The organism is Chitinimonas taiwanensis DSM 18899 (genome assembly GCF_900119825.1).
Classification (GTDB): domain Bacteria; phylum Pseudomonadota; class Gammaproteobacteria; order Burkholderiales; family Chitinimonadaceae; genus Chitinimonas; species Chitinimonas taiwanensis.
This window is the reverse complement of the sequence record NZ_FPKR01000003.1, coordinates 334,501-360,632: the sequence shown is the minus strand read 5'-3', so window position 1 is coordinate 360,632 and position 26,132 is coordinate 334,501. Positions and strand designations below refer to the sequence as shown.

Here is a 26,132-nt window from a genome sequence, read left to right as displayed (position 1 = left end):
GCCACTTGCAGGGCATACAGCCGGGTGTGGGCGTCGAACAGCGCCGTCGGGTCGAACAGCTGGACGAGCGCGTTCGGCAGGTCGGCGAGCGACATGGCCATAGGGTTTCCTCCCATCAATGCCGCGAGGGCATTGCATGCTAATGATGTGCGTGATGTGGGCATCACTGCGAATAGCGCGGGAGTGTAAGGGCTGAGTTATGACGACGGCAAATCAGGACGGGGTGGAATTTTCACATTCAGCCCAGCAGGTGCCACGCGACGCCCGACTTAGCCGCAGCATGGCTGGCGGGGAAACAGCCTGCATGCGCAGCCAGGACTCGATATCCAGTCAGCTACTCAGGCCAACAGCCATGCTGCACTTAGTCTGCGGCGCGGATGGCGAAACCATCCGCATAGGCCTCGGCCGCTTCGCCCTGCCAGCTCAGCCCATCAATCAACACGCTGCTGCGTGTAGCCTGCTCGGGCACGGGGATACCCAGCGCACTGGCTGCCTCGCGGTAGAGCGCAGTCTGGTTGACGGCCGCCGCTATGCCAGCCAGGTCCTGCGCCTCGCGCAGCAAGCCCCAGCGCCGATACTGGCTGAGGAACCACAGACCGTCGGATAGATAAGGGAAGTTGACTGCCCCATCGGCGAAGAAGCGCAGCGGGCGCGGCGGCTGGCGCAGCGGCGAGCCACCGTAGTCGCCGAGCAGGCGCGGCGCGATCAGGTCGACCGGTGCGCCGGTGATGCTGTCGGTGGACAGCCAGGCCGCTGCTTCACGGCGATGCTCGACACTTTCCAGCCACTGGCAGGCTTCCAGCACGGCCATGGTCAGCGCACGCGCGCTATTCGGGTAGAGCGCGGCAAAGTCGCGCCGGCAGGCCAGCACTTTTTCCGGGTGATCGGGCCAGATCTCGCTGCTGCTGACCACGGTTTGCCCCACTTTGCGTGCCTCGGCCACCGCATGCCAGGGCTCGCCCGCGCAGAAGCCATCCAGCTCGCCACGCGCCAGTGCATCGCTCATCTGCGGCGGCGGAATCACCACGCTGCGCACTTCCTTGAGCGGATGCACATCCTGCGCCGCCAGCCAGTAATACAGCCAGAGCGCATGGGTGCCGGTCGGAAAGGTCTGCGCAAACACCGGCTTGCGCGGCTCGCATTCGAGCGCCTGGCGCAGATTGCCCACCCCGCGCAGCGAGGCAGCCAGCTGATTGCTCAGGGTAATCGCCTGGCCGTTCTGGCTCAGGGTCATCAGCACCGCCATATCGGCTTGTGGACCGCCTATGCCCAGCTGCACGCCATAGACCAGGCCATACAGGGTGTGCGCAGCATCAATCTCGCCCGACAGGAGCTTGTCGCGCACCGCCGCCCAGGAAGGCTGGCGGCACAGCTCGATCTCGATGCCATGGCGGCGCCCGAAATCGCGCATCTTGGCCACCACCACCGGCGCGCAGTCGGTGAGCGGTACGAAGCCAAGCTTGAGCTGCGTTTTTTCCGGGGCATCGGAACCGGCCAGCCAGGGGCTGGCGTGGGAAGAAGAGAAGGACATCAATACAACTCCGGGTCAGCCGAGCAAGTCGGCCATCGCGATAATCTGCTTGGCGATATCGGCCAGCTTGGCGCCCTGCTTCATGGCCTGGCTGCGCAGGGTGTCGTAGGCGGCGGCCTCGCTCATCTGGCGCTTGTCCATCAGCAGGCCTTTGGCGCGGTCGATCAGCTTGCGGTCGGACAGCTTCTGTTCGACCTCGGCCAGGCGCTGGCGCAAGCGGCTTTCTTCGGCAAAGCGCGCCAGCGCGGCTTCGATGATGGGAGCAAGCTTGGCGGGTGCCAGGCCATCCACCACATAGGCCGTCACCCCGGCGCCCACCGCGGCGCGGATCAGTTGCTGGTCGGCATCCTGGGTGAACATCACCACCGGGCGCGGCGCATGGGTATTCATCACCGCCAGCTGCTCGAGCGTATCGCGCGAGGGCGACTCGGTATCGATGATCACCACATCGGGGCGCTGGCCCTCCACCGCGGCCAGCAGGGCATGCGGCGTGGCCACCTCGGCCAAGATGTCATAGCCCTGCACGGACAGGGCCATACGCAGCTCGCCGATGGGCTTTTCGGTATCATTGACCAGCAGAACACGTAGCATGGGCGGCACTGGGAAGCGGAATTTATATTCTGGTTAGCAAGTCCCAGGCCACCCAGCCCGCAGGCTAGAAAAGCCAGCAGAAACAAGCACTCAGCTGCTGTTTCACCCCCAGCACCCTGCCCTCGATGCGCCAAACAGCACCACACAGGTGCATACACGCGCACCAACAGGCAGCTTAACCACCCAAAACGGTGCCGATACGCACCGCGGACGCCACACCATGCTCTCCCTGATCGCCGCCCTTGCCCGCAACCACACCGTCGGCATCGCCAACCGCCTGCCCTGGCATCTGTCCGACGACCTCAAATATTTCAAGGCCACCACCAGCGGCCATCCGATCATCATGGGGCGCAAGACCTATGACTCGATCGGCCGCCCACTGCCCGGCCGACACAATATCGTGGTCACGCGCGACCGCAATTGGCAAGCCGACGGCGTAACGGTCGTGCATTCGATTGCCGAGGCGGTGGCTGCCGCCGGCGAGGTGGACGAAGTATTCCTGATCGGCGGCGCCAGCCTGTATGCCGAGGCGCTACCGCTGGCGGACCGGCTCTATCTGACCGAGATCGATGCCGACTTCGACGGCGATGCCTTCTTCCCGGATTGGCCGCGCACGCAGTTCCGCGAGCTGCGCCGCGACACCCGCCAGGGCGAGGATTTCGCCTATAGTTTTGTGGTCTACGAAAAGCTCAGCGCCTAGCCCGCGCTGGGGCCGGCCAGAACAGGACCTATGAACGCAGACAACCCCGCCGCCACGCTGCTGGCCGAGATGGCTCGCCTGTCTCCGCAGCCGCTACTGGCCATCGAGGCCGATAGCGGCACCATCCTGGCGCTCAATCAGCTGGCACGCGACACGCTCGGCCTACCCAATGCGGCGCCCGCCCTGCGCGATCTGTTCGACAATCCGAGCCTGGCGCGCCAGTTCCTGCTGATTGCCCGCAATAACGGCTTTATCCGCCAGTTCGAAGCGCGCCTGAATCTGGCTGGCGGCCAGCGCGTCTGGGTGCTGCTGGCCGCGCGCCTGGTGGATCTGGACGGCAAGTCCGCACTGATCGTCAGCTTTACCGATATTCACGAGCGGCACTTGGTGGAAGAAGCGTTGCGTGAGAGCGAACAACGCCATCGGCGCGTGCTGGAAACCGCCAATGAGGGTTATGCGCTGTTCGATGCGCGCAGCGGCGAGCTACTGGATGTGAACCCGGCGCTGTGCGAACTACTCAACTACCCACGCGAACAGCTGCTGCGCATGCGCCCGGACGAAGTGCTGACCGAGGACAGCATGGCCAAGCTGTTTGAGCAGCGCGAGCGCTGGGGTAGCGCGGCCAGCCGCAAGCTGGAACTGGGCATGCGCCGCGCTGGTGGCGAGCGCATCACGGTGGAAGTCAGCCTGTCGGCAGTGTCGGATGTGGACGGCCAGATCACCTCGATCTTTGCCCTGCTCAGCGATATCACCAGTCGCAAGCTCAACGAGGAGCGGGTGCTCTACCTTGCCTTTTACGACACGCTGACGGCGCTACCCAATCGCTTCCTGTTCAGCGAGCACATCGAACAGGCGCTGCGCCAGCAGGCACGCCAGGGCAAAACCCTGGCCCTGCTGTTCATCGATCTGGACGACTTCAAGCAAGTGAACGACACGCTGGGCCACGATGCCGGCGACGAACTGCTGAAAGTGATCGCCAAGCGTCTGCTCAGCTGCGTGCGCGCGTCCGATACGGTGTCGCGCCAGGGCGGCGACGAATTCATGGTCCTGCTGGCCAATTTGAACGGTGAGGCGGATGCCGTGCAGGTGGCCGAGAAAATGCTGGCCACCCTGGATGCCCCAATTGAGCTGGACGGACAGCAGGTCAGCGTGCGCGCCAGCATCGGCATTGCGCTCTGCCCCGAGCACGGCAATAGCGCCGCCCAGTTGCGCCGCCATGCCGATATCGCCATGTACCAGGCCAAGTTCGATGGCAAGCACCGCTATGCCGTGTATCGCGCCGCCAGCGAAGACTAGCAGGCCAAGCCGATCTGCCCAGCAGCCGCAGCGCGGCTCAGTGATCAGGCCAGATGCAGCAGTGCCTGGACAAACAGATAGACGAGCGCCAGCAAGCCGATCGCCCAGATGGCCGAGCGTTGCCAGGCCAGATCGGCCAGGTAGCACACGCCATGCAGGACACGCGCCACGATGAACACGATGGCCGCGCCATTGACCAGCGGTGCAGGCACACCAGCCTGTATTGCCACCAGCACCGCAGCGATAAAGCCGGGCAAGGCTTCGAAGGCATTGTTGTGTGCCCAGACGGCGCGGGCACGGTAACCCTCCAGCTTGGCCTGCTGCGCACGCGGTGCGTAGTTGTTGTAGCGCTTGGCGATGCCGTCGTCCGAGCGACCGAATTTGGCGAAATAGATCCAGATATAGGGCAGCAGGATGGCGATCAGCAGGCAGCTATAGGCGATATGCATGGACGGCTCCGAATAAGGGGAAGCGCGATCTTAGCCCAGGCGGCTGGGCGCGTGGCCCGGGCGGGCCGAAACGGCTAAAATGCCGCTTTCGCTGCACCCCTATACGAAATCCAAGGAGACACACCATGTCCATGGCCGACCGCGACGGCTTTATCTGGTACGACGGCAAGCTGGTTGATTGGCGCGATGCCACCACCCATGTGTTGACTCATACCCTGCACTACGGCCTGGGTGTGTTCGAGGGCGTGCGTGCGTACGAGACCAGCCAGGGCCCGGCCATCTTCCGCCTGGACGACCATACCGAGCGCCTGTTCAACTCGGCCAAGATCCTTGGCATGAGCCTGCCTTTCAGCAAGGAGGAGATCAACGAGGCGCACAAGGCCGTGGTGCGCGAGAACAAGCTGAAGTCCTGCTACTTCCGCCCGATGGCCTTTTATGGCTCGGGCAAGCTCGGCATTGCACCGCCCAGCAACGATGTGCACGTGATCGTGGCCGCCTGGCCCTGGGGCGCTTACCTGGGTGACGATGGCATCAACAAGGGCATCCGCGTGAAGACCTCGTCCTTCACCCGTCACCATGTGAACGTGACCATGTGCAAGGCCAAGGCCAATGGCAATTACATGAATTCCATCCTCGCCAATTCGGAAGCCACCCGCGATGGCTATGAAGAAGCTTTGCTGCTGGATGTGGACGGCTATGTGGCCGAGGGCTCCGGCGAAAACATCTTCGTGATCCGCAAGGGCAAGATCTACACCCCGGACCTGACCTCCTGCCTCGCCGGCATCACCCGCGACACCATCTTCCAGCTGGCCAAGGAACATGGCTATGAGGTGATCGAAAAGCGCATCACCCGCGACGAGGTGTATATCGCCGACGAAGCCTTCTTCACCGGTACCGCCGCCGAAGTCACGCCGATCCGCGAACTCGATGGCCGTGCGATTGGCGACGGCAAGCGCGGCCCGATCACCACCGTACTGCAAGCCGCCTACTTCGCGGCCGTGAAGGGCGAATCGGCCCAGCACGCCCACTGGCTGACCCTGGTTTAACCGCTGCAACCCAGGCCGGCCTGCGGGCTGGCCTTCAGGACCTCATCATGACCCAACTCAAAGACAACACCCGTACCCATATCGAAGTCGAAGCCAAGGACTTGCCGCTGTACTGCCCAATGCCGGACATGCTGAAGTGGAATGCCCATCCGCGCGTGGTGATTCCAGTCGGCACCACCGGCGAGGCACTGTGCCCGTATTGCGGCACCCATTACGTGCTCAAGGGCGGCCCGGCCGGCCACGGCCACTGATCGATGGCCCATCGCATCCTGGTGGTCGCCCCGGCCTGGGTGGGCGATAGCGTGATGGCGCATCCGCTCTACCAGCGGATCAAGCAATACCAGCCCGACGCCCATCTGACCGTCATCGCCCCGGATTGGACCCTGCCGCTGCTCGACCGCATGCCCGAGGTGGATGCCACGCTGCGCAACCCCTTCGGCCATGGCGCGCTCAAGCTGGGCGAGCGCTATAAGCTCGGTCGCCAGCTGCGTGGCCAGTTCGATCAGGTGATCGTGCTGCCCAACTCGCTGAAGTCGGCACTGGTGCCGTGGTTTGCGCGCATTCCCCAGCGCACCGGCTTTGTCGGCGAGGGTCGTTATGGCCTCTTGAACGACTTCCGTGTTCTGGATCGCAAGGCGCTGCCGCAGATGGTGGAGCGCTTTACCGTGCTGGCCGAAGTGGATGGCGCCGCCCTGCCCCGCCCGATTCCCGCCCCCAAGCTGCATATCGACCCGGCTTCGCGCCAGGCCGCGCTGCAGGCGCTCGGGCTCAGCGATGCGCAGCCGGTGGTGGCCTTTTGCCCGGGTGCCGAATATGGCCCGGCCAAGCGCTGGCCGGCACGGCATTTTACCGAGCTGGCGCGCCGGCTGGTGTCGCAGGGCTATGCGGTCTGGTTGTTCGGCTCGGCCAAGGACAAGCCCGATACCAGCGCGATTGCCGAGCAGGCTGGCGTGCCCATGGTCGACCTGGCCGGGCGCACCTCGCTGGCCCAGGCCATCGATCTGCTCTCGATCGCGCACCTGGTGGTCACCAATGATTCCGGCCTCATGCATGTGGCGGCGGCGCTGGAGCGGCCCATCGTGGCCCTGTATGGCTCAAGCAGCCCGGAATTCACCCCGCCGCTGAGCAAACAGGCCGAGATCGTCACCCTCGACCTCGAATGCAGCCCCTGCTTCGAACGCCAGTGTCCGCTCAAGCATCTGGACTGCCTGCAGAAGCTGGAGCCCGACCTGGTCGAAGCCGCCATGGCGCGCGTACTGACCAAGCCGCCCGGCACACCGGCCAGCCCCTATATCCCGGTACTGCCGGTATAAGCAGCCCAAGAAAAAAGCGCCCCAGGGCGCTTTTTTCTTGGCAGTGGCAGACCTACAGCGCCCAGGACGCCTTCACAAACAGCTCGCGCCGCTCATCGCGTGCTGCCTCGCCTTCGCGTGCATCGGCCAGGGTGGCGCCCACATACAGCGCCCGCCCCAGGCCGCGCCGGTGCGCATACACCAGCGACCAGGTATTGCGCCGTTCGCGCTCGGCCACCGGCTGGCCCTCGCCATCGAGCTTGCGTTCGCTGTGCGCACGCTGCCAGATCAGCCGGGCCGTATCGCGCGCGCTGAAATGCCAGATCGAGTTCCACTGGTAGGCCAGCTCGCTGAAAGCGCGCGTGCGCTGCGCTGTGCCGCCATCCACCCAGACGCGGTCGAGCTTCTGCTCGAGCTCCAGGCGTGGATGCAGGCGCATGCGCGCAAACACGCTGGCAAAACCGCCCCGCCCCAAGCGCCCGGTGCCGTAATCAATCTGATCGCCCAGCTCCAGCGTGGTGGTCAGCCGGTTCAGCAACTGCCCTGGCGCGCCATCGGCGTACAGATGCACATAGTCGCGCTTGAGCAATGGCGCATCGGCAGCCAGACGGCTGCGCTCCTTGCCATGCCATTCCAGATTGAAGAAGCTGTCGTAAGGGCCGGCCAGAAACAGGCCCGGCGTCAGCTTCTGGCTCACCACCCGGCCGGCACGGTCCTGCACATACTCGGTATTGAAGTAAGGGTTGGTCTCGCGCCAGCTCGCCTCGTGGCCGAACTTGCGCGTGAGCTCAGTCTGCAGGCTGCGGATGCCAGTCTGGGTGATAAAGCCATTGTCGGCGCGGAAATCGGCACCGATATCCTTGAAGCGCGCGAACAGATCCCAGTCCTGCCATTGCCGCGAGCCATCCAGATACAGCGCATGGCCCTGGCGCGCCGCACCGCGCTCCAGGCGCTGCTCAGCGTTGGCGATGGCCGTGGTTTCGCTCCACAAGAGCTGGCTGCGCAAGCGTGTGTGCTCATCGGCCTGCCAGGACGATTCGGCACCGACCAGACGGTTATAGCCACGCCCCTTGGCCAGCGTGCGATCGGTCAACAGGCCACCATACTGCCAGCGCCCATCGCGCAGACTGGCGCGCGCCACCGTGGCTTGCGATTTGTAGTCCTGACTGGCGAAGTCGTTACCGTAAGCACCGGGCAGCACGGCCACCCCGCCGCCATTGTCGCGCGCGGTCAGCACCGTCACATCGGCCTGCTCGCCACGCCAGGTGGCGCGGCTACCCCAGGCCGGGTCGGTGATCGAGCGGCTATGCACGGCCTGCAAAGTGCCTTCGTCTGGGAAGGGGCTTTGCAACAGGTCGGCGCCCTCCAGGAAGAAGGGGCGTTTCTCGGGCAGGAAGACCGCAAAGCGGCTGTTCCCGGCCAGGGCCGGCGCATCGAGCTCCACCTGCGAGAAATCCGGGTTCACGGTCAGATCCAGCACCCAGTCCGAGCGTGGGCGGACTTTCACGTCCAGCGACAGCTCGCTGTCCTTGCGCACCGTGCGGCTGCCGTCCGGGCGCGTGCGCTCGGCATGGCTGGCCAGCCACTGCGGGGTGAAAGTCCAGTTGGCGGCCGGCGCAGGCGGGCTGAGCGCCTGCAGCGGTGAGCTGTAGCAAAGGAAACAGTTGGTATTGCGCGGGGCAGGCCCACTGGTCAGCCGGTAGCGGTCGCCACGGGTCAGGCTGCGCAGCAGCATCACCCGCCAGGCTTTCATGCCGGCGTTATACGACAGGGCCGAAAACGGGATGCGCAGCTCGGCCGACCAGCCTGCGGGCGTACGGCTGGCCACCGCCTCGAAGTCGTAATCGGGCGAGAAGTCCTCGCCACCGGTATCGGTGAACATGCCATCGCCAACCGCGCCGCGCGGATTCACGCGGAAGAACTGCGCGGCCTTACCGTCGCCAGCGGTATCCAGGTAGAAGACAAAGAAATCCTGATCGCCCAGCACCTTGTCGCGCCGTGCAAACGGCTCACGTATCGCGCCAGGTTCAGGGTCGGTCGCCTCGAGGCCGACATAGAGATACTGCGCGTCATAGGCAATGCGCATGGCGGTGGGCTGTGCAGCCGGCCGGCCATCATTGGGCGTATGTTCGAAGAATTCCGCATGGCGTGGCGCCTGCGCCCAGGCGGCCTCATCGAGCCGGCCATCCAGCTGGATCTGGCCGGGGCCTGGCAGCGCATGGGCGCGCATCTCCGCCGCCGCGGGCAGCGCAAAGACGCCGCTGAGTAAGAGTGCAAACTTGTGCATGAATTCGGTTCCCGTCGGAGCGTTATTATTGGTTTTCTTGCGCCAGCCCAGTGGCTGGCCGCTAGCGATGACAGCCAGGCGGGGCGCAGGATAAATGCAGCGCCCAAAAACAGCGCCGCCGCTGCGACGAAGCGCAAGCGGCGGCGATGGGCTGTACGAGTCCGGCCCCAGGCGGGGTAGCGCCCCGACTCAGTCGCGGAAGTTCTGGTACTGAAGCGGGAACTCTTCGATCGACTTTTTCACCAGCGCAATCGTGTCCTGCAGGATGTCGCGCTTGGCGCCCGACACGCGCACCGCCTCACCCTGGATGCTGGCCTGCACCTTGAGCTTGGAATCCTTGATCACGCGCACGATCTTCTTCGCCAGCTCAGTCTCGATGCCAACCTTGACGGTAATCGTCTGCTTGACCTTGTTGCCGCTGATCTTCTCAACCTTGCCCTCGTCCAGGCAACGCGTATCCACGCCGCGCTTGGCGAACTTGCCGAGCAGGATTTCCTTGGCCTGCTCAAGCTGGAATTCATTGTCAGCAAACACGGTCAGCACCTTCTCGGCCTGCTCGACGCGCGCATCCGAACCCTTGAAGTCGAAGCGATTGCCGACCTCCTTATTGGTCTGTTCGACCGCGTTCTTGACTTCCACTTCGTTCACTTCGGACACAATGTCGAAAGACGGCATAATCTCGGTTCCCAATAAAAACAGTTGTCCCATTTTACCCGAGTGAACCATGAAAACAGCAGCCCTAGATGCCTTTACCCGCAAGACGGCCAGCCAGGTCGTGTATCAGATCTTTCCCGAGCGCTTTGCCATTGGTGGTGGCTTAAGCAGCGAGGCCAAGTTGGCCCAGCCGGCGTACGACATTCCCGGCGTGCACAAGCGCGGCTGGGATGAGAGCACGTTGCAGCAGCCCTGGGGCAATCAGTTTTACGGCGGCGATCTCGATGGCATTGCCGACAAGCTCGACTATCTGAGCGATCTGGGCGTGACCGGCGTCTACCTGACCCCGGTATTCAGCGCCCCGAGCAATCACAAATACGATGCGACCGATTTCTTCAGCATCGACCCGATGTTTGGCGGTGAAGCCGCGCTCAAGCGCCTGATCGACGCGCTGCACGCGCGTGGCATGAGCCTGACCCTGGACGCAGTGCTCAACCATGTGTCCGATCAGCACCCGTGGTTCCTGGCGGCCAAGGCCGGTGACTCCGACAAGCGCGATTGGTTTACCTTCAATGAACAAGGCGAGCACCAGTGCTGGCAGGACTACGGCCTGATGCCCGAGCTGAACCTGAGCAATCCGGCGGTGCGTGATGTGCTGTATCGCCAGCCGCACAGCCTGGTGCAGCACTGGCTGGAAAAAGGCATCGATAACTGGCGCTTCGACGTGGCACAGGACGTCGGTATTCCGTTTGCGCAGGAAATGGCCGAATGCGTGGGCCAGCGCTTCCCCACGGCCGGCCTTCTGGGCGAGCTCAATGGCTACTCGGCTAGCTGGTTCCAGGCCGGCGGCGGCTTCCACGGCATGATGAATTACTGGTACCGCACCGCCACGCTGGCCTGGCTGGCGGGCGAGATCGACGCCGTGCAGATGAATGCCGCAGTGCGCGATGCGCGCGAAGGCTATGGGCTGAAGGGCCTGCTCTGCTCGTGGAATATGCTGTCCAGCCACGATACGCCGCGCCTGATCACCACCGTGGGCAGCGAGGAAAAGGCGCGTACCGCACTGGTCATGCAGATGACCCTGCCGGGTGTGCCGCTGGTGTACTACGGTGAGGAAATCGGCATGGAAGGCGGCGCCGACCCCGATTGCCGCCGCCCCATGCGCTGGAACGAGGCTGAGTGGAACCAGACCCAGCGCGCCTGGGTCAAGCAGCTGATCGCCATCCGCCAGGCCAACCCGGCGCTGCAATATGGCGAGGTGACTGTGCTGGGCGACCGCCTGCCAGGCAATGCGCTGGTCTTCCTGCGCCATACCGGCCAGCCGGGCGAAGCGGCGCTGGTAGTGGTCAACCAGGGCGAGCAGCCGCTGCGGGCCAAGCTACTGCTGCCGTTCTCGCACTGGTACGACGGTGTGCCGCTGCGCGATGCTCTGGGCAATGCGCCCGAGCTGCGCATGCAGGCCGCCAGCGTGCAGCTGGATGTCCCGGCCGGTGCCTCGGCCATCTACCAGGCCTACGAGCCTTACCAGCACTACCTGTTCTTTAAGCCGCGCAACCGCGTATAAAGAACTGACCAACAGGCCAAGGCCGGCGCAGACCGGCCTGGCCACCACGCCAGGAAGCGGATGTGAGACCAGCCGACAGCGAACACCTCTACCAGCGCCGTGCCTATGTGCTCGCGCAGACCTTCTTCATCAAGGACAACCAGCAGGAGTTGATCCTGCTGGCCCATAAGTACGATTTCGACATGCTGTTCTTCGACCAGATGGTCGACTTCCAGCAGGCCGTGCTGGTGGCGGACGAGGACGATCTGCTGGTAGTGGACCTGGACGTGCTCTATAGCCTGCAGACGGCGGACGGCAATCGCACCCTGTTTCTGCGCGATCTGTTCAAGCAGCTGCCGGCCAATCGTGACTATGTGTATCTGCAGACCGAAAAGCAGAGCGGGCGCTTCCTCCTGCAGCAGATGCTGGTCGAATCGAACTGCCTGGCTTACGCGGAAAAGCCGATCGCCAACGACAAGCTGGTCGACAAGCTGTTCAATCTCTTCGCCCAGGCGCGGCGCAATATGGCCGGCAAGGTCATGCTGGTCGGCCTGCAGCAGGTGTTCGATCTGGCCATCCTGCAGGAGCGGCGCATCCAGGTCATCGAACACCACGAGCTACAGAGCCTGCAGCGCGAGGTACGCCGCCTGCAACCCGACATCGTGGTGATCTCGGAGGCCCAGTACCGGCGCACCGAGAGCATCGTGCGCATCCTCAAGCGCAATCTGGAAGCGGACCCGAATCTGGAAGTGATGCTGCTGATGGAGAGCAGCGATGAGGCGCTTGCGCGCCGCGCGGTGGCCGACGGCTTCGATTCGCTGATCATGCACAAGGCCAGTGATGTGCTGAGCCGTCAGCTGATCAACCGCCTGGGCAAGATACGTCTGGCGCGCGACCTGATCAGCCGTGACCGCGCGACTGGTCTCTTGAACAAGATAGGCTTCCAGCAGGCGGCCAGCGAGCTGATCAAGCAGGCCGAGCAGGCCGGCAAGCCGCTTGGCCTGGCGGTCATCGATATCGACAAGTTCAAGACCATCAATGACACCTGGGGGCATTACTTCGGCGATATCGTGATCAAGCGCCTGTCGCTGCACCTGAGCAGCCATATGCGCGCCGAGGACCTGCTCAGCCGTTTTGGCGGAGAAGAATTCGTCATGCTGTTCTGGGATTGCGAGCTGCAAGACATGATCAAGCGCCTTGACGGCATGCGCATCGGCTTTAATGCGCTGGTATTCGAAGTGGCGCCAGGCCAGGACAAGCAGTTCAGCTTCAGCGGGGGCGCAGCCGCCTTCCCGGCCCTGCGCAGCGAGAACGAGCTGTTCCTGCATGCCGATGCCCAGCTCTACAAAGCCAAGCAGGCCGGGCGCAATCGCATTGTCGGCTAGTCGTGTGCATGGGCCGGCGTGCGCGCGTAGAATGCGCGCCACCCTGCCCCACGAGGGCAGCTGATTGCCGTCTCTACCCGTTTGCGGAGCTTTCCCATGCGTCACTTCATTCTGGCTGCCAGCCTAGCCCTCACGCTGGGCAGTGCCCAGGCCGCCGAAGCCACCCTCGATCTGAAGGTGCGCGATCTGTCGGCCGACTTTGTCGACTTCTACGACCAGGCCAACAAGCCGCTGCCGCCCGTCGTCGCACCAGCAGCCGGCCAGCCCGCCCCGGTGCAGGAAAGCCTGGAAGACCGCCGCTGGCGCCTGTTCAAGAAGCATTACGACTTCAGCGCCCAGAGCACGCCGGAAGCCGCACGCGCCGCACTCGATAGTGCCTGGCCACGCTATGCGGGCGTACTGCCGCAGATCGAGGCCGGTTTTGATGGCATTGCCGCCGAATCGAGCCAAGCCATTGGCAATCTGTCCAAGCTGCAGAGCCTGAGTCAGTCGATGAGCTTGCGCCTGGTCACTTATGTGGGTGCCTTCGAAGGCCGTGTATGGCGTGACAAGGAAGAGGACGTCGTCAATCTGTATCTGCCGCTGGAAGTGGGGGCTGATGCACGCCTGGTGCCCATGGCGCGCCTGCTTGGTGAAACCATGCTGGAAAAGACCGCGGGCTGGGGCAGCAAGCCCCGCACGCTGGCCGAGCTGGTGGTGGGTGAAGGCGTGGTTGCGCACGGCGCGGCCGCCGTGGCACCCGGCAAGGGCATCGAGCAGTATCTGGGCATCAATGCCGATGAGCTGGCGCGCCTGCGTGCCAATCGCAAGACCATTCTGAGCACCATGCTGCCCAAACTGGGCGATGGCAGCGCCGCCACGCTCGACAACTACCGCGGCGCCCAGCTGGCTGAAGCCCGCTTCGCCGGCTGGCTACTGGTGGAGGGCTTTGCCAAGAAGAAGGCGCGCTATGCGGACATGATCCGCCAGAAGCCGGCCGACCTGACCAAGGTCAGCCAGGCCACCATGGCCAGCATCAACCGCGCCAAGTAAGCATGTGCAGGCCGCCCTTCAAGGCGGCCTGTTTGCTCAGCCACTTCGTTCACGCCGAGCAGGATATAGAGCATGGCTGAAGACAGCGATCTCGAACGTACTGAAGACCCTAGTCCGCGCCGGCTGGAAGAGGCGCGTAGCAAGGGCCAGGTCGCCCGCTCGCAAGAGCTGGTCACCTTCTCGGTGGTGATGGCCGGCGTGGTGGCTCTGATCGCCACCGGCGCCGATCTGCTCGAAGCGCTGAAGAAGATCACCCGCGCCAATCTGAGTTTCGACCGCCGCACCCTCGGCGATATGGACCAGTTGCTGATCCATCTCTCGCAGGCTTGCGCCGATGCCCTGGTGGCCCTGCTGCCCCTGCTTGCCACCACCGTGGTGGCCGCCATCGCCTCCTCCATCATGCTGTCCGGCTGGCTGTTCACCTTCGATGCAGTCACACCCAAGTTCAGCAAGCTGAACCCCATGACCGGGATAGGGAGGATGTTCTCTACCCGCGCCCTGGTAGACATGAGCAAGGCCATTCTCAAATCCGCCTTGATTGGCGGCGTAGCCGTCGCCACGCTGTGGTTCGAAAAGGAAGAAGTCATTCAGCTGGTGGCCATGCCGCCGTACGAGAGCCTCGCCTACCTGTGGGAGCTGACCAAGTTCACGCTCTTGATGGTGGCCGGCTCGATGATCGTGATCGTGGCCATCGATGTGCCCTTCCAGCTGTGGGACTACAAGAAGAACCTGCGCATGACCAAGGAAGAGGTCAAGCAGGAGAACAAGGAATCAGACGGCGACCCGCAGGTGAAGGCCAAGATCCGCCAGCTGCAGATGCAGGCAGCGCGCCAGCGCATGATGAGCGAGGTGCCCAAGGCGAATGTGATCGTCACCAACCCGACCCACTATGCCGTGGCGCTGCAGTACGACGAGAAGACCATGAAGGCGCCGCGCGTGGTGGCCAAGGGCTCCTTCCTACTGGCCGAGCGCATCATCGAGCTGGGGCGCGAGAACAAGGTACCAGTGCTACGCACGCCGCCTTTGGCGCGCGCGCTCTACCATCATGCCGAGTTGGGCGAGGATATTCCCACCCCGCTGTATACCGCGGTGGCCGAGGTGCTCGCCTATATCTACCAGCTCAATCACTTCCAGCGCTTTGGCGGCCACGAACCCTCGCTGGCCAAGCAATTGCCGGTACCGGCCGAGCTCGACCCGGGCGGCGAGGCCTGATACCTCGCAGACCAAGGCCGACATTTTCCCCACAGCCGGGGCCTGCTTGCACGTCGCTCGTGACAAAAGCGAAAAAATGAGATAATTCAATATGAAAGCGTGGTTTTTAAAACCAGCTTATGAAGAGTAACTGCTTGTTTTGGCAGTTTTTGCAGCAGCCACAGGCGCCCCTCGCACATGCCTTTCCGTTTGAACCTTAGCTCCATGGCCGGCCCCATCCTGATCCTGATGGTGCTGACCCTGTTCATCCTGCCGCTGCCGCCCATTCTGCTGGACCTATTCTTCACCTTCAATATCGCCATTTCCATCATCGTGCTGATGGTGGCCATCAATACCAAGGAACCGCTCGACTTCTCGTCCTTCCCGGTCGTGCTGCTGATGACCACCCTGCTGCGCCTGGCCCTGAACGTCGCCTCTACGCGGGTGATCCTGACCAATGGTCACCAGGGCGATGCGGCGGCCGGCAAGGTGATCGAGTCCTTCGGCCACTTTCTGATCGGTGGCAATATCGCCATCGGCATCGTGGTGTTCGTGATCCTGACCATCATCAACTTCGTGGTGATCACCAAGGGTGCCGGGCGTATCGCCGAAGTGAGCGCGCGCTTCACGCTGGATGCCATGCCCGGCAAGCAGATGGCCATTGATGCCGACCTGAACGCCGGCCTGATCGGCGAGGAAGACGCGCGCAAGCGCCGCAAGATCATTGCCCAGGAAGCCGACTTCTTCGGCTCCATGGACGGTGCATCCAAATTCGTGCGCGGCGATGCGGTGGCCGGCATCCTGATCATCGTGATCAATCTGGTGGCCGGCATCATCGTCGGCATCCTCTCGCACGATATGGCCTTCGCCGAAGCCGGCAAGACCTATACCCTGCTATCAATCGGCGACGGCCTGGTCGCGCAGATTCCCGGCCTGATCATCTCCACCGCGGCCGGCATTGTAGTGTCGCGCGTGGGCGACGACAGCCTGTCCGAGCAGATTCTCGGCCAGATGTTCTCCAAGCCGACCACCCTGTATATCACCGCTGCGGTGATCGGCCTGTTCGGCCTGATCCCGAATATGCCGCACTTCGCCTTCCTGCTGATGGCCTCCGGCATAGCCTTCTTGGCCTGGAAGCTTGAGCAGAAGGAAAAGGCACGCACGGCCGAACCCGAACCTCAGGTGGCCGCCGCCGCGCAGGAGGCGCAGCGTGCCCAGGAACAGCAAACCCAGGAAGTGGGCTGGCACGATGTGGCGCCAGTCGATCCGGTCGGCCTCGAAGTCGGCTACCGCATCATTCCGCTGGTCGATCGCAACCAGGATGGCGAGCTACTACGCCGCATCCGCGGCATCCGTAAGAAGATCGCCCAGGACCTGGGCTTTCTGGTGCCACCCATCCATATCCGCGACAACCTCGAGCTAAAGGCCAATGCCTACCGCATTCAGCTCAAGGGCGTGGACGTGGGCCAGGGCGAGGCCTATCTGGGCCAGTTGCTGGCCATCAACCCCGGCCGGGTGATGGGCGCCCTGCCCGGCACGCCGACCACCGACCCGACCTTCGGCCTGCCGGCCACCTGGATCGACGCCCAGCTCAAGGAGCAGGCGCAGTCGCTCGGCTATACGGTGGTGGACGCGAGCACCGTGGTGGCCACCCATATCTCCAATCTGCTGCAAAGCCATGCCGCCGAACTGCTTGGCCGCGAGGAAGTGCAGCAGCTGCTCGACCATATGAGCAAGGAATTCCCCAAGCTGGTCGAGGACATCGTGCCCAAGCTGGTGCCGATCAATATCCTGCAGAAGGTGCTGCAGAACCTGCTCGACGAGGGCATGCATATCCGCGATATGCGCACCATTCTGGAAACCCTGGCCGAGCATGTAACCAAGACCATGGATGTGGACGAACTGACCTCGGCCACCCGGGTTGGCCTCGGCCGCGCCATCATCCATCAGCTCTTCCCGGGCGAAAACGAGCTGCAGGTGATTGCGCTTGACCCGGGCCTCGAGCAGGTGCTGCTGCAGGCCAGCCAGGGCCGCGGCGGCGGTGGACTAGAACCGGGCCTGGCCGAAACGCTGTTGCAGCAGGCCAGCCAGCTGACCGAGCAGCTGGAAAACCAGGGCCTGAACAGCGTGCTGATCACGCCGGCGCAGCTGCGCCCCCTGCTCAGCCGCTTCCTGCGCCGCTCGATTCCGCAGTTCCGCGTGCTCTCGCACAGCGAAATCCCCGACAACAAGACCATACGCATCGTGGGTGTACTCGGCGGCCGGGGGGCCGCGGCATGATGCAAGGCCGCATAGTGATAGACGGTGAAGCCAAACACCGCACCCAATCGGGAAAGGACAGGACATGGTAGTGAAAAAATTCCATGGAGCGAGCACGCGTGAGGTGCTCAAGCAGGTGCGCGACGAGCTGGGCCCAGACGCACTGATCCTCTCCAATCGCCAGCTGCCGGATGGGCATATCGAGATCATGGCGGTCGCCGATACCGAGGTATCGGCGCTGACCCAGCCCAAACCGGCGGGCCGGCCCAGCGCGCCAGCCAGCAGCCCGTCCAAGGCTGCCAGCCCCGATGCCCTCATCAGTCCGCGCCCACCGGCCGGCGGCGCGCGCGCCATGCAGCGCACCTATGCGCTACCGCCCGAGCTCGATGACGACGAGGAGCCGACCCTGGACGATGTGCGCCCCACGGCGCGCCCGGCCGCCAGCCGCCTGCCCACCATGATGGCCTCGGCCAAGGTGGGCGGCGATGTGGTGCCCGATAACCATCCGACTTCGGGTGCCGCCTTCTCGCCGCGCTATCGCTACGAGCCGCCCGAGCTCGATCTGACTCGCGAAGCGGCACCGCAGGCGCGCGTGGAACCCACGCTGGCGCCGGCCGAGGTGCCGATTGCCGCCAAGCCCGAAGCGCCAGTGCCCAGCGCCGTATCGACTGAGGCGGCCCAACCCGCCGCGGCGACAAATCCACCTGCGGTGCCCGATGAGCAGGTCAAGAAAATCGACAGCATCAGCCACGAGGTGGAAGACATCTCCAGCGAGATCAAGATGCTGCGCAGCCTGCTGGAAGGGCAGCTGGCCGGCCTTGCCTGGAACGAACTCAAGCGCCATGCGCCCGAGCGGCTGGAAGTGCTGCGTCGCTTGCTCTCGGTCGGCTTCAGCCCGGCGCTGAGCCGCCAGATCGTCGAGCATATGCCGCAGGGCTATAGCACCGAGCGCGGCATGAAGTGGGCGCGCACCGCGCTGCAGCACAATCTGCCCACCGTCGGCCCCGGTGCCGACATCGTGGAAGCCGGTGGCGTGTATGCACTGGTCGGCCCGACCGGGGTGGGCAAGACCACCACCGTGGCCAAGCTGGCCGCACGCGCCACGCTGCGCCATGGTGCGGCCAAGGTCGCGCTGATCACCACCGACGGCTACCGGATCGGCGCCCAGGACCAGTTGCGCATCTATGGCAAGATCCTCGGCGTGCCCGTGTATGCAGTCACCGATGAGACCGATCTGGCCCAGACCCTGGCCGATCTGCGCAACCGCCATCTGGTGCTCATCGATACCGTGGGCATGAGCCAGCGCGATCAGCGCCTGGTCGACCAGATCGCCCTCTTGGCCGGGCAGAGCACGCCGGTCAAGCGCCTGCTGCTGCTGAGCGCGAATGCACAGGGCACCACGCTGGATGATGTGGTGCGTCGCTACCATGGCGACAATCTGGCCGGTTGCATCTTCACCAAGACCGATGAGGCCTTTTCGCTCGGCAGCGGCCTGGATGTGATCGTGCGCTACAAGCTGCCGCTGTATTACATGACCAATGGCCAGCGCGTGCCCGAGGACCTGCATATCGCCAGCGCGCTCTATCTGGTCGACCGCGTGTTCAAGACGCCGCCCGAGGCACCGGCCTACCGGCTAAAGAATGAGGAGTACCCGCTGTTTCTTGGCGCACAGAGCCAGGCACCGGCGCTGGATTTCTCCTGGCGTGAAGCGGCGGCCTGAGGCGGAGCATGGCCATGGGTCGCATGGATAATAGCGTCGCCACCATTGCGGTGGACCAGGCCGCCAGCCTGCGCCGCCTGGTGGGCGGTCCCGGCGGCCGCGCCGTTGCACTGACTGGCGGCAGCCGCACCGGCGTGACCAGCCTGGCGCTGAACCTGGCCAGCGCACTGGCAGCCCAGGACCGGCGCGTGCTGCTGCTGGATGAGGACGATAGCCGTCACAATGCCGTGCACCGCCTGCAGCTGCGCCAGCGCTTCGCCTTCGAACATGTGGCCGGGCGCGATGTGCGCCTGGATGAGCTGCTGCTGGCCGCCCCGGGTTTCGAGCTGATGCCGCTCAAACTCTCGCTGGCCCAGGCCGGCCACCTGCCACCCGGCCGGGCCGAGCAGCTGGCCGATGAATACGATTCCCTGATCGCACGCATAGACTGGGTGCTGGTGGATGCGCGCCCGGTGGTGGAAGGCAGCGCACCGGGCCTGGCGCTGGCGGCCGACGATGTGGTGGTGGTGATCACCCCCTCGGGCGAGTCGATCACCGATGCCTATGCCAGCATCAAGCGCCTGCATACCGAATTCGGCCGGCGCCAGTTCTGGGTGCTGGCCAACCGGGTGCGTACGCTGGAAACCGCCATGGCCCTGTTCCAGCGGGTCAAGGAGGTTGCCGGCCGCTATCTGGACGTACGCCTCAAGCTGGTCGGCTTCGTGCCCGAAGACGAACAGCTGGCGCGCGCCGACCAGCTCGGCCAGCCGGTGGCGCAGGCCTTCCCGCAGGCCGAGGCAGTGGAGGCTTTCACCCAGCTGGCCTCGGTCATGCAGCATTGGCCACGCCGCGCCCACAGCGCCGACCGCGCCAATCTGCTCTACCGCGCGCTGGATGTCAGCCGTCGGCTGGCCTCGCTACGCTAAAGCACGCGTGCTTTATCCTGCCAAATCAAATCCCTGCAAGCAGCGCGGGAAAACCGCAGGCGCGGCCAGATTGCCAGCCCAGGCGGCCGTTGCTACTCTTGCCCGCAAGCCGGTTTGCGCCAGTACGCGCCGAACTTGGTAATCCCCGCCAGTCTGGCGCATAAAGAAGCCATCTTTCCTCGCTTTGACCTCGCGCATGTCCTCCACCCGCGCCCTGGGCGCCTACAAGCAACACGCTGCCGATCCGGTCGAGACGCGCGTCAGCACGCATGCGCCGCTGGTGAAGAAGCTTGCCTATCACATGGTGGCGCGCCTGCCCGCCAGTGTGGAGGTGGATGACCTGATCCAGGCCGGTCTGATCGGCCTGATGGAGGCCGCGCGCAATTTCGACCCACTGGCCGGCGTGCAATTCGAGACCTTCGCCACCCAGCGCATCCGCGGCGCCATGCTGGATGAGCTGCGCGAGGCGGACTGGATGCCACGCCAGCTGCGCCGTTCGATGCGCGATATCGAGGCAGCCATCGTCAAGCTTGGTCACAGCCTCGGCCACGCGCCCAGCGAAGCCGATGTGGCGGCCGAGATGGGCGTGTCGCTGACCGATTACCAGGAGATGCTGTCCGACTGCCGTGGCCATCAGCTCGTCTACTACGACGATTTCGACAACGAGGAAGACGGGCGCAACTCGCTCGACAATCTGGCTGCCGACCACGATGCCGACCCGCTACGCGAACTGGACGATAGCGACTTCCGTCGCGTGCTAGTGGACGGCATCGCCCGGCTGCCCGAGCGTGAAAAGATGGTGATGGCCCTGTATTACGAGCAGGAGCTGAACCTGAAGGAAATCGGCGCGGTACTCAATGTCACCGAATCGCGCGTCAGCCAGCTGCATAGCCAGGCCGTCGCCCGCCTGCGTGCGCGCCTGCGCGACTGGACGGAAAAGTAACAGCCAGCCCAGGCACCGTGCGGTCCGGGCCGGAAATCTGCTATAAACCCGGCGAACCCGCCCAACAAGAAGATTGCCCATCCTCATGGACAGATTAAGTCTGATCGGCCTGCTGCTAGGCATGCTCGCCATACTCGGCGGCCAAGTGCTGGAAGGCGGCCAGATCTCCTCGCTGCTGCAAGGCACGGCCTTCCTGATCGTTATTGGTGGCACCCTGGGCGCGGTACTGCTGCAGAGCAGCCTGCCCAGCTTCATGCTGGGTATGCGCATGCTGAAATGGATGGCCACCCCACCGCCGATGGCGCTCGAGCCTTGGATCAAGAGCGTGGTCAACTGGAGCAATATCGCCCGGCGTGGCGGCCTGCTGGCGCTGGAAAACCCCCTGGCGGCCGAGAAAGACCCGTTTGTGAAGCGTGCGCTGCAGATGCTGGTGGATGGTGCCGAGCCGGAAGCGATCCGCCATACCATGGAGCTGGAAATCGGCAGCTATGAGGAAAAACACCGCGCTGCGGCCAAGATCTGGGAAGCAGCCGGCGGCTATGCACCGACCATCGGCATCCTCGGCGCGGTGATGGGCCTGATCCATGTGATGGAAAACCTCACCGATCCGAGCAAGCTCGGTTCGGGCATCGCGGTGGCCTTCGTCGCCACCATCTATGGCGTCGGTTCAGCCAACCTGCTCTTCCTGCCCATCAGCAATAAGCTCAAATACCTGGTGGCCAGCGAGGTCAAACGGCGCGAGATGATCACCGAGGGACTGTTTGCCATCGCCCACGGCGAAAACCCGCGCATCATCGAAAACAAGCTGCGCGGCTTCCTGGCCTAAACTGGCGCGCACACCCGCCCCCTTCCCGACAAGGTTCACCATGCTCGCGCTGCTCAAGCTGTTGTGGCGCCTGATCGCCGTGCTGGAACTGGCGCTGTTCACGCTACTGATGCTGGCGCTGGCCCAGCTGCCCACCGCTCTGATCCGGCGCGTCTACCCGCTGCCCTTTCGCGCCTGGTGCCGCAGCTTCGTGCGCGCGTTGGGGGTGGAATTGCGCCTGCATCAGCACTACCGCGGCAGCCTGCCGCCGCGCTATGTGCTGATCGCCAACCATCCGTCCGCCTTCGAGGATATCGGCATCCCCGCCCTGTTCCCGGTGCGCTCGCTGGCCAAGGCCGAGGTGGCCGACTGGTGGATAGTTGGCCGGGTGGCCGTGGCCGCCGGCACCCTATTCGTCAAGCGCGAGTCGTCCGATTCGCGCAAGGCCGCCACCCAGGCCCTGGTCGATGCCGCGCGCAGCGGCAGCAATCTGGCCCTCTATCCGGAAGGTGGCTGCAAGGGACGCCGCCTGGGTGGGCGCTTCTTCAATGGCGCGTTTATCGCCAGTTATGAGAGCGGCGTGCCGCTGCTGCCAGTCTTCCTGCATTACCAGGCGCAGGAGCGCTTCGAGTGGGCCGACCAGCACCTGCTCTACAAGCTGTGGCAGATCGCCACCTCACCAAACCCGCGGGCCGACTACCATGTGTTCGAGCCGATCGATCCGGCCCATTTCGAATCGGCCGAGGCGATGAAGGAACACGCCCATCGTCTGTATCTGGGTTGGCAGAAGCGCTTCCTCGAATAGTCATCTGGACAGCGTACCCTCCTGTCCACAAATACCGGCAACCAGGCCGAAGCGCGCCCCGGCGGCGCTTATGCTGCGGGTATAATCTGCGCCATTCTCTTTCAGACCGTGCCCATGTTTTTCTCACGCCGTCCCAAGAACGAAGCCAAGCGCAGCACGCGCGAATCGAATCCCCTGCCCCCGCAGTTCGCGGCCGCGCTGCGCGAGAGCTGGTGGCTGCTGGCGGTGGTGGCTGGCATCTATCTGGTCATCATCCTGGCCAGCTACACCCCGTCCGACCCCGGTTGGTCGCATGCCGCCACCCAGATCGCCATCCAGAACAAGGGCGGTGCCTTTGGCGCCTGGCTGGCCGATGTGCTGCTGGCCCTGTTCGGCTTCTCGGCCTGGTGGTGGGTGGTGTTCTGCCTGGCCGCCATCCTGTGGGGTTACCGACGCCTGGAAAAGGTACAGCAGAACCGCCGCCTGGCCGTGGTCGCCATCAGCGGCTATCTGCTGGTGCTACTGTCCAGCAGCAGCATGGAAGCGCTACGCCTGCACGGCATGGGCTGGGCGCTGCCCGACCGGCCGGGCGGCATTCTCGGTTTTGCGCTCGGCAGCTGGCTGTTCCATGGGCTCGGCTTTATCGGCGCCACGCTGATCCTGCTGGCCAGCCTAGCGATTGGCCTATCGCTGTTCACCGGCATTTCCTGGCTGGAGCTGATGGAAAAACTCGGCGGTTGGATAGAAGACAAGGCCCGCTTCGTCTTCGACTTCTGGCAGGCACGCCAGGACCGCAAGATCGGCGAATCGGCCGCTCAGGCGCGTGAGCAGCGCGTCACGGTGGAGAAGCAGCGTTTCGAGGATGCCCCCGCCTTGCGCATCGAGGAACCTACGCTGGAGATTCCGCCGTCCAAGGCCATGCTCAAGGAGCTGGAGCTGGAGCAAAAGGCACAGGAAAAAGCCAAGCTGGCCGAGGCCCAGCCCTCGCTATTCGCCGAGGACGAGCTGCCACCTTGGGACGACGCCCCTCAGGAAGCTGCACCTGCCGCAACAGCCAGTAGCCCGCTCAAACCCAAGATGGTCAGCAAGAAGACCCCGGCGCTGATCAATAGCGGCAGCGGTGAGCTACCTAGCATCACCCTGCTGTCGCCACCGCCACCGACCCAGGAAGTGGTCAGCCACGAGACGATCGAATACACCTCGCGCCTGATCGAACGCAAGCTGGCCGAATTCGGCGTGGAAGTGAAGGTGGTGGCCGCCTACCCAGGTCCGGTGATCACCCGCTACGAGGTGGAGCCGGCCGTCGGCGTCAAGGGCTCGCAGGTGGTCAATCTGATGAAGGACCTGGCGCGTGCGCTGTCCCTGGTCAGCATCCGCGTGGTCGAGACGATCCCCGGCAAGACCTATATGGGCCTCGAACTACCCAACCCCAAGCGCCAGATCGTGCGCCTGTCCGAGATACTCGGCTCGCAGCCCTATCATGATTCGAGCTCGCTCTTGAGCATGGCCATGGGTAAGGATATTTCCGGCAAGCCGGTGGTGACCGACCTCGCCAAGGCGCCGCATATGCTGGTGGCCGGTACTACCGGCTCGGGCAAGTCGGTGGCCATGAATGCCATCATCCTGTCCTTCCTCTACAAGGCCACGCCCGAGGAAGTGCGCCTGATCATGGTCGACCCGAAGATGCTGGAACTGAGCATCTACGAAGGCATCCCGCACCTGCTGGCCCCGGTGGTGACCGACATGAAGCACGCCGCCAACGCGCTGAACTGGTGCGTAGCCGAAATGGAAAAGCGCTACCGGCTGATGAGCGCGATGGGTGTGCGCAATCTGGCTGGCTTCAATACCAAGGTCAAGGAAGCGGCCAAGCGCGGCGAGAAGCTGACCAACCCCTTCAGCCTGACGCCGGATAATCCCGAACCGCTCGAGCCGCTGCCGCTGATCGTGGTGCTGATCGACGAGCTGGCCGACCTGATGATGGTGGCCGGCAAGCAGATCGAGCAGCTGATTGCGCGCCTCGCGCAAAAGGCCCGCGCGGCCGGCATCCACCTGATCCTGGCCACCCAGCGCCCCTCGGTAGACGTGATCACCGGCCTGATCAAGGCCAATATCCCCACCCGCTGCGCCTTCCAGGTTTCCAGCAAGATCGACTCGCGCACGATTCTCGACCAGATGGGCGCCGAAAGCCTGCTCGGCCAGGGTGATGGCCTATTCCTGCCGCCCGGCACCGGCTATCCGCAGCGCATCCACGGCGCCTTCGTGGCCGATGAGGAAGTACATGCCGTGGTCGAATTCCTCAAGTCGCAGGGCGAGCCCAATTACATAGAAGGCATCCTAACCGGCCAGGTGGAAGGTATGGGCGGCGAAGCAGGTGGCGCGGGCGAGTTTGGCCTCGTTAGCGGCGGCGATGGCGAGGGTGACGAGATGTATGACAAGGCGGTCGCCTTTGTCATTCGTACCCGCAAGGCATCCATTTCCTCGGTGCAGCGCGAGCTGCGCATTGGCTATAACCGTGCCGCGCGCCTGATTGAGCAGATGGAACAGGCGGGCCTGGTCAGTCCAATGGAAACCAATGGCAACCGCACCGTACTGGTGCCGGCACGCGAAGACTAGGGCTTGTTAACCGCCACTACGCGCGCAGGACGCCGAATATCACGGCGTCCTGCATTCCATCCCTGCCAACGCGCATTGCATCTTTCCACGCTGTCCTCTGTTCACGCCCCTGCTTAATCTGGCCACATGAAAAGCCAGCCAGTCGAGGGCGATACCATGCAAGACGATCAGACCACACCGTACGAACAGCGTAGCGAAACCAGGAAGAAGCCCATTAGCATGCAGCAATCCGATACCAAACAGACCTTGCGCGAAATCGGCGACGCCATCGTCGTGCTGTGGTGGCGCTTCTTCGACTGGCTGGCGGTGGTGCCGTGGAAGACGCTGATGATCGTGTCCTTCCTGGGCATGATGCTGGCCGGCATGATGAACAGCCCCGAGCCGATGATCATGCTGATCGTCGCCTCCTGCATCATCAAGGTGGTGGCCGGCGGCAAGCGCAGCGCCGAGCTGACCGCCAGCCGCGCCACCGAGCGCGCCGAGACCGAACAGCTGGAACGCACAGTACTGGAAGCGCGCATGGAAGCGCTGCAGGCCCAGATCGAACCGCATTTCCTGTTCAATACCCTGGCCAGCATCGACCAGCTGATCCAGACCGACCCACCACGTGCATCCAAGATGCAACAGAGCCTGATCCGCTATCTGCGCTCGGCCATGCCACAGATGCGCGAGGGCGGCCGGCCTTCGCTCGGTCAGCAGGTCAGCCTGTCCAGCGCCTTCCTCGAGATCATGGCGGTGCGTATGGAAGAACGCCTGCAGCCCAAGGTCAACGTGCCGGAAGGGCTCAAATCCGCGGTCTTCCCGTCCATGATGCTGCAGACCCTGGTGGAAAACGCCATCAAGCACGGCCTGGAACCGAAGGCCGAAGGGGGCCGACTGGAGATCAGCGCGGAGATCATCGATGGCAAGCTGGCCGTGCATGTACTCGATACCGGCATGGGCTTCGTGCCCAAATCGGGTGGCGGCGTGGGCTTGGCCAATATCCGCGAACGGCTCAAGGTCTTGTATAACGGCCGCGCTGAGCTGATCATCAGCGTACCGCCCGAAGGCGGCACGCTGGCCACCATCCAGGTGCCTTACGAAGTGATCCCGGCCAAACCCTAATC

General features: G+C 64.0%; 22 protein-coding genes. 17 read left to right on the top strand and 5 right to left on the bottom strand.

Annotated features, from left to right (window positions below; all coding sequences use genetic code 11):
- Positions 1–361: 361 nt before the first annotated feature.
- The gene (locus BT173_RS05470) at positions 362–1,531 is read right to left on the bottom strand and encodes a CmpA/NrtA family ABC transporter substrate-binding protein (protein ID WP_072427605.1); all 1,170 of its coding nucleotides are present in this window, start codon (positions 1,529–1,531) and stop codon (positions 362–364) included.
- Positions 1,532–1,546: 15 nt separating this feature from the next.
- Positions 1,547–2,122: an ANTAR domain-containing response regulator gene (locus BT173_RS05465; protein ID WP_072427604.1), complete on the bottom strand. Its 576-nt coding sequence runs from the start codon at positions 2,120–2,122 to the stop codon at positions 1,547–1,549.
- 220 nt (positions 2,123–2,342) lie between these two features.
- On the opposite strand from BT173_RS05465, the gene BT173_RS05460 reads away from it, so the two are divergent.
- Both BT173_RS05460 and BT173_RS05455 read left to right on the top strand, forming a co-directional pair.
- Positions 2,343–2,822, top strand: a complete 480-nt coding sequence (locus BT173_RS05460) for a dihydrofolate reductase (protein ID WP_072427603.1) — start codon at positions 2,343–2,345, stop codon at positions 2,820–2,822.
- Positions 2,823–2,852: 30 nt separating this feature from the next.
- Positions 2,853–4,118: a sensor domain-containing diguanylate cyclase gene (locus BT173_RS05455; RefSeq protein ID WP_072427602.1), complete on the top strand. Its 1,266-nt coding sequence runs from the start codon at positions 2,853–2,855 to the stop codon at positions 4,116–4,118.
- A gap of 44 nt (positions 4,119–4,162) precedes the next feature.
- Here the strand turns inward: BT173_RS05455 and BT173_RS05450 are convergent, their stop codons facing one another.
- Positions 4,163–4,567, bottom strand: coding sequence for an MAPEG family protein (locus BT173_RS05450; protein WP_072427601.1), 405 nt, complete (start codon positions 4,565–4,567; stop codon positions 4,163–4,165).
- Between the two features lie 125 nt (positions 4,568–4,692).
- Between BT173_RS05450 and BT173_RS05445 the strand changes: the two genes are divergently transcribed.
- Genes BT173_RS05445 through waaF form a run of 3 tightly spaced genes read left to right on the top strand, consistent with a single transcriptional unit; the run spans position 4,693 to position 6,926 of the window.
- A complete protein-coding gene (locus BT173_RS05445) occupies positions 4,693–5,613 on the top strand; it encodes a branched-chain amino acid transaminase (protein ID WP_175545558.1) in 921 nt (306 codons plus the stop codon).
- Positions 5,614–5,660: 47 nt separating this feature from the next.
- A complete protein-coding gene (locus tag BT173_RS05440) occupies positions 5,661–5,864 on the top strand; it encodes a zinc-finger domain-containing protein (protein ID WP_072427600.1) in 204 nt (67 codons plus the stop codon).
- A gap of 3 nt (positions 5,865–5,867) precedes the next feature.
- On the top strand, positions 5,868–6,926 hold the full coding sequence (gene waaF / locus BT173_RS05435) for a lipopolysaccharide heptosyltransferase II (RefSeq protein ID WP_072427599.1): 1,059 nt from the start codon (positions 5,868–5,870) through the stop codon (positions 6,924–6,926).
- 52 nt (positions 6,927–6,978) lie between these two features.
- Here the strand turns inward: waaF and BT173_RS05430 are convergent, their stop codons facing one another.
- Positions 6,979–9,192 (bottom strand): carbohydrate binding family 9 domain-containing protein, encoded by a 2,214-nt coding sequence (locus BT173_RS05430; protein ID WP_072427598.1) that lies wholly within the window; start codon positions 9,190–9,192, stop codon positions 6,979–6,981.
- Positions 9,193–9,381: 189 nt separating this feature from the next.
- Positions 9,382–9,867, bottom strand: a complete 486-nt coding sequence (locus tag BT173_RS05425) for a YajQ family cyclic di-GMP-binding protein (RefSeq protein WP_072427597.1) — start codon at positions 9,865–9,867, stop codon at positions 9,382–9,384.
- Between the two features lie 49 nt (positions 9,868–9,916).
- Here BT173_RS05425 and BT173_RS05420 point away from each other — a divergent pair, with 49 nt between their 5' ends.
- From BT173_RS05420 to BT173_RS05365, 12 genes are all read left to right on the top strand, one after another.
- The gene (locus tag BT173_RS05420) at positions 9,917–11,410 is read left to right on the top strand and encodes a glycoside hydrolase family 13 protein (RefSeq protein ID WP_072427596.1); all 1,494 of its coding nucleotides are present in this window, start codon (positions 9,917–9,919) and stop codon (positions 11,408–11,410) included.
- 62 nt (positions 11,411–11,472) lie between these two features.
- On the top strand, positions 11,473–12,774 hold the full coding sequence (locus BT173_RS05415) for a GGDEF domain-containing protein (protein WP_072427595.1): 1,302 nt from the start codon (positions 11,473–11,475) through the stop codon (positions 12,772–12,774).
- Between the two features lie 96 nt (positions 12,775–12,870).
- Positions 12,871–13,806, top strand: a complete 936-nt coding sequence (locus BT173_RS05410) for a hypothetical protein (protein ID WP_072427594.1) — start codon at positions 12,871–12,873, stop codon at positions 13,804–13,806.
- A gap of 72 nt (positions 13,807–13,878) precedes the next feature.
- A complete protein-coding gene (gene flhB / locus BT173_RS05405) occupies positions 13,879–15,018 on the top strand; it encodes a flagellar biosynthesis protein FlhB (RefSeq protein ID WP_072427593.1) in 1,140 nt (379 codons plus the stop codon).
- Positions 15,019–15,222: 204 nt separating this feature from the next.
- On the top strand, positions 15,223–17,277 hold the full coding sequence (gene flhA, locus BT173_RS05400; protein WP_245794132.1) for a flagellar biosynthesis protein FlhA: 2,055 nt from the start codon (positions 15,223–15,225) through the stop codon (positions 17,275–17,277).
- A 70-nt stretch (positions 17,278–17,347) separates the two neighbouring features.
- Entirely contained in the window at positions 17,348–18,976 is a 1,629-nt protein-coding gene (gene flhF / locus BT173_RS05395) for a flagellar biosynthesis GTPase FlhF (protein WP_217651403.1), read from the top strand.
- A 14-nt stretch (positions 18,977–18,990) separates the two neighbouring features.
- The gene (locus tag BT173_RS05390; RefSeq protein WP_175545557.1) at positions 18,991–19,881 is read left to right on the top strand and encodes a MinD/ParA family ATP-binding protein; all 891 of its coding nucleotides are present in this window, start codon (positions 18,991–18,993) and stop codon (positions 19,879–19,881) included.
- Between the two features lie 196 nt (positions 19,882–20,077).
- Complete coding sequence (locus BT173_RS05385) at positions 20,078–20,824, top strand: RNA polymerase sigma factor FliA (RefSeq protein WP_084658211.1); 747 nt, start codon at positions 20,078–20,080, stop codon at positions 20,822–20,824.
- A gap of 85 nt (positions 20,825–20,909) precedes the next feature.
- The gene (locus BT173_RS05380; protein WP_072427589.1) at positions 20,910–21,650 is read left to right on the top strand and encodes a flagellar motor protein; all 741 of its coding nucleotides are present in this window, start codon (positions 20,910–20,912) and stop codon (positions 21,648–21,650) included.
- 40 nt (positions 21,651–21,690) lie between these two features.
- Complete coding sequence (locus BT173_RS05375) at positions 21,691–22,434, top strand: lysophospholipid acyltransferase family protein (protein ID WP_072427588.1); 744 nt, start codon at positions 21,691–21,693, stop codon at positions 22,432–22,434.
- A 114-nt stretch (positions 22,435–22,548) separates the two neighbouring features.
- On the top strand, positions 22,549–25,026 hold the full coding sequence (locus BT173_RS05370) for a DNA translocase FtsK (RefSeq protein ID WP_072427587.1): 2,478 nt from the start codon (positions 22,549–22,551) through the stop codon (positions 25,024–25,026).
- Positions 25,027–25,245: 219 nt separating this feature from the next.
- Complete coding sequence (locus tag BT173_RS05365; RefSeq protein WP_072427629.1) at positions 25,246–26,130, top strand: sensor histidine kinase; 885 nt, start codon at positions 25,246–25,248, stop codon at positions 26,128–26,130.
- Positions 26,131–26,132: the final 2 nt, after the last annotated feature.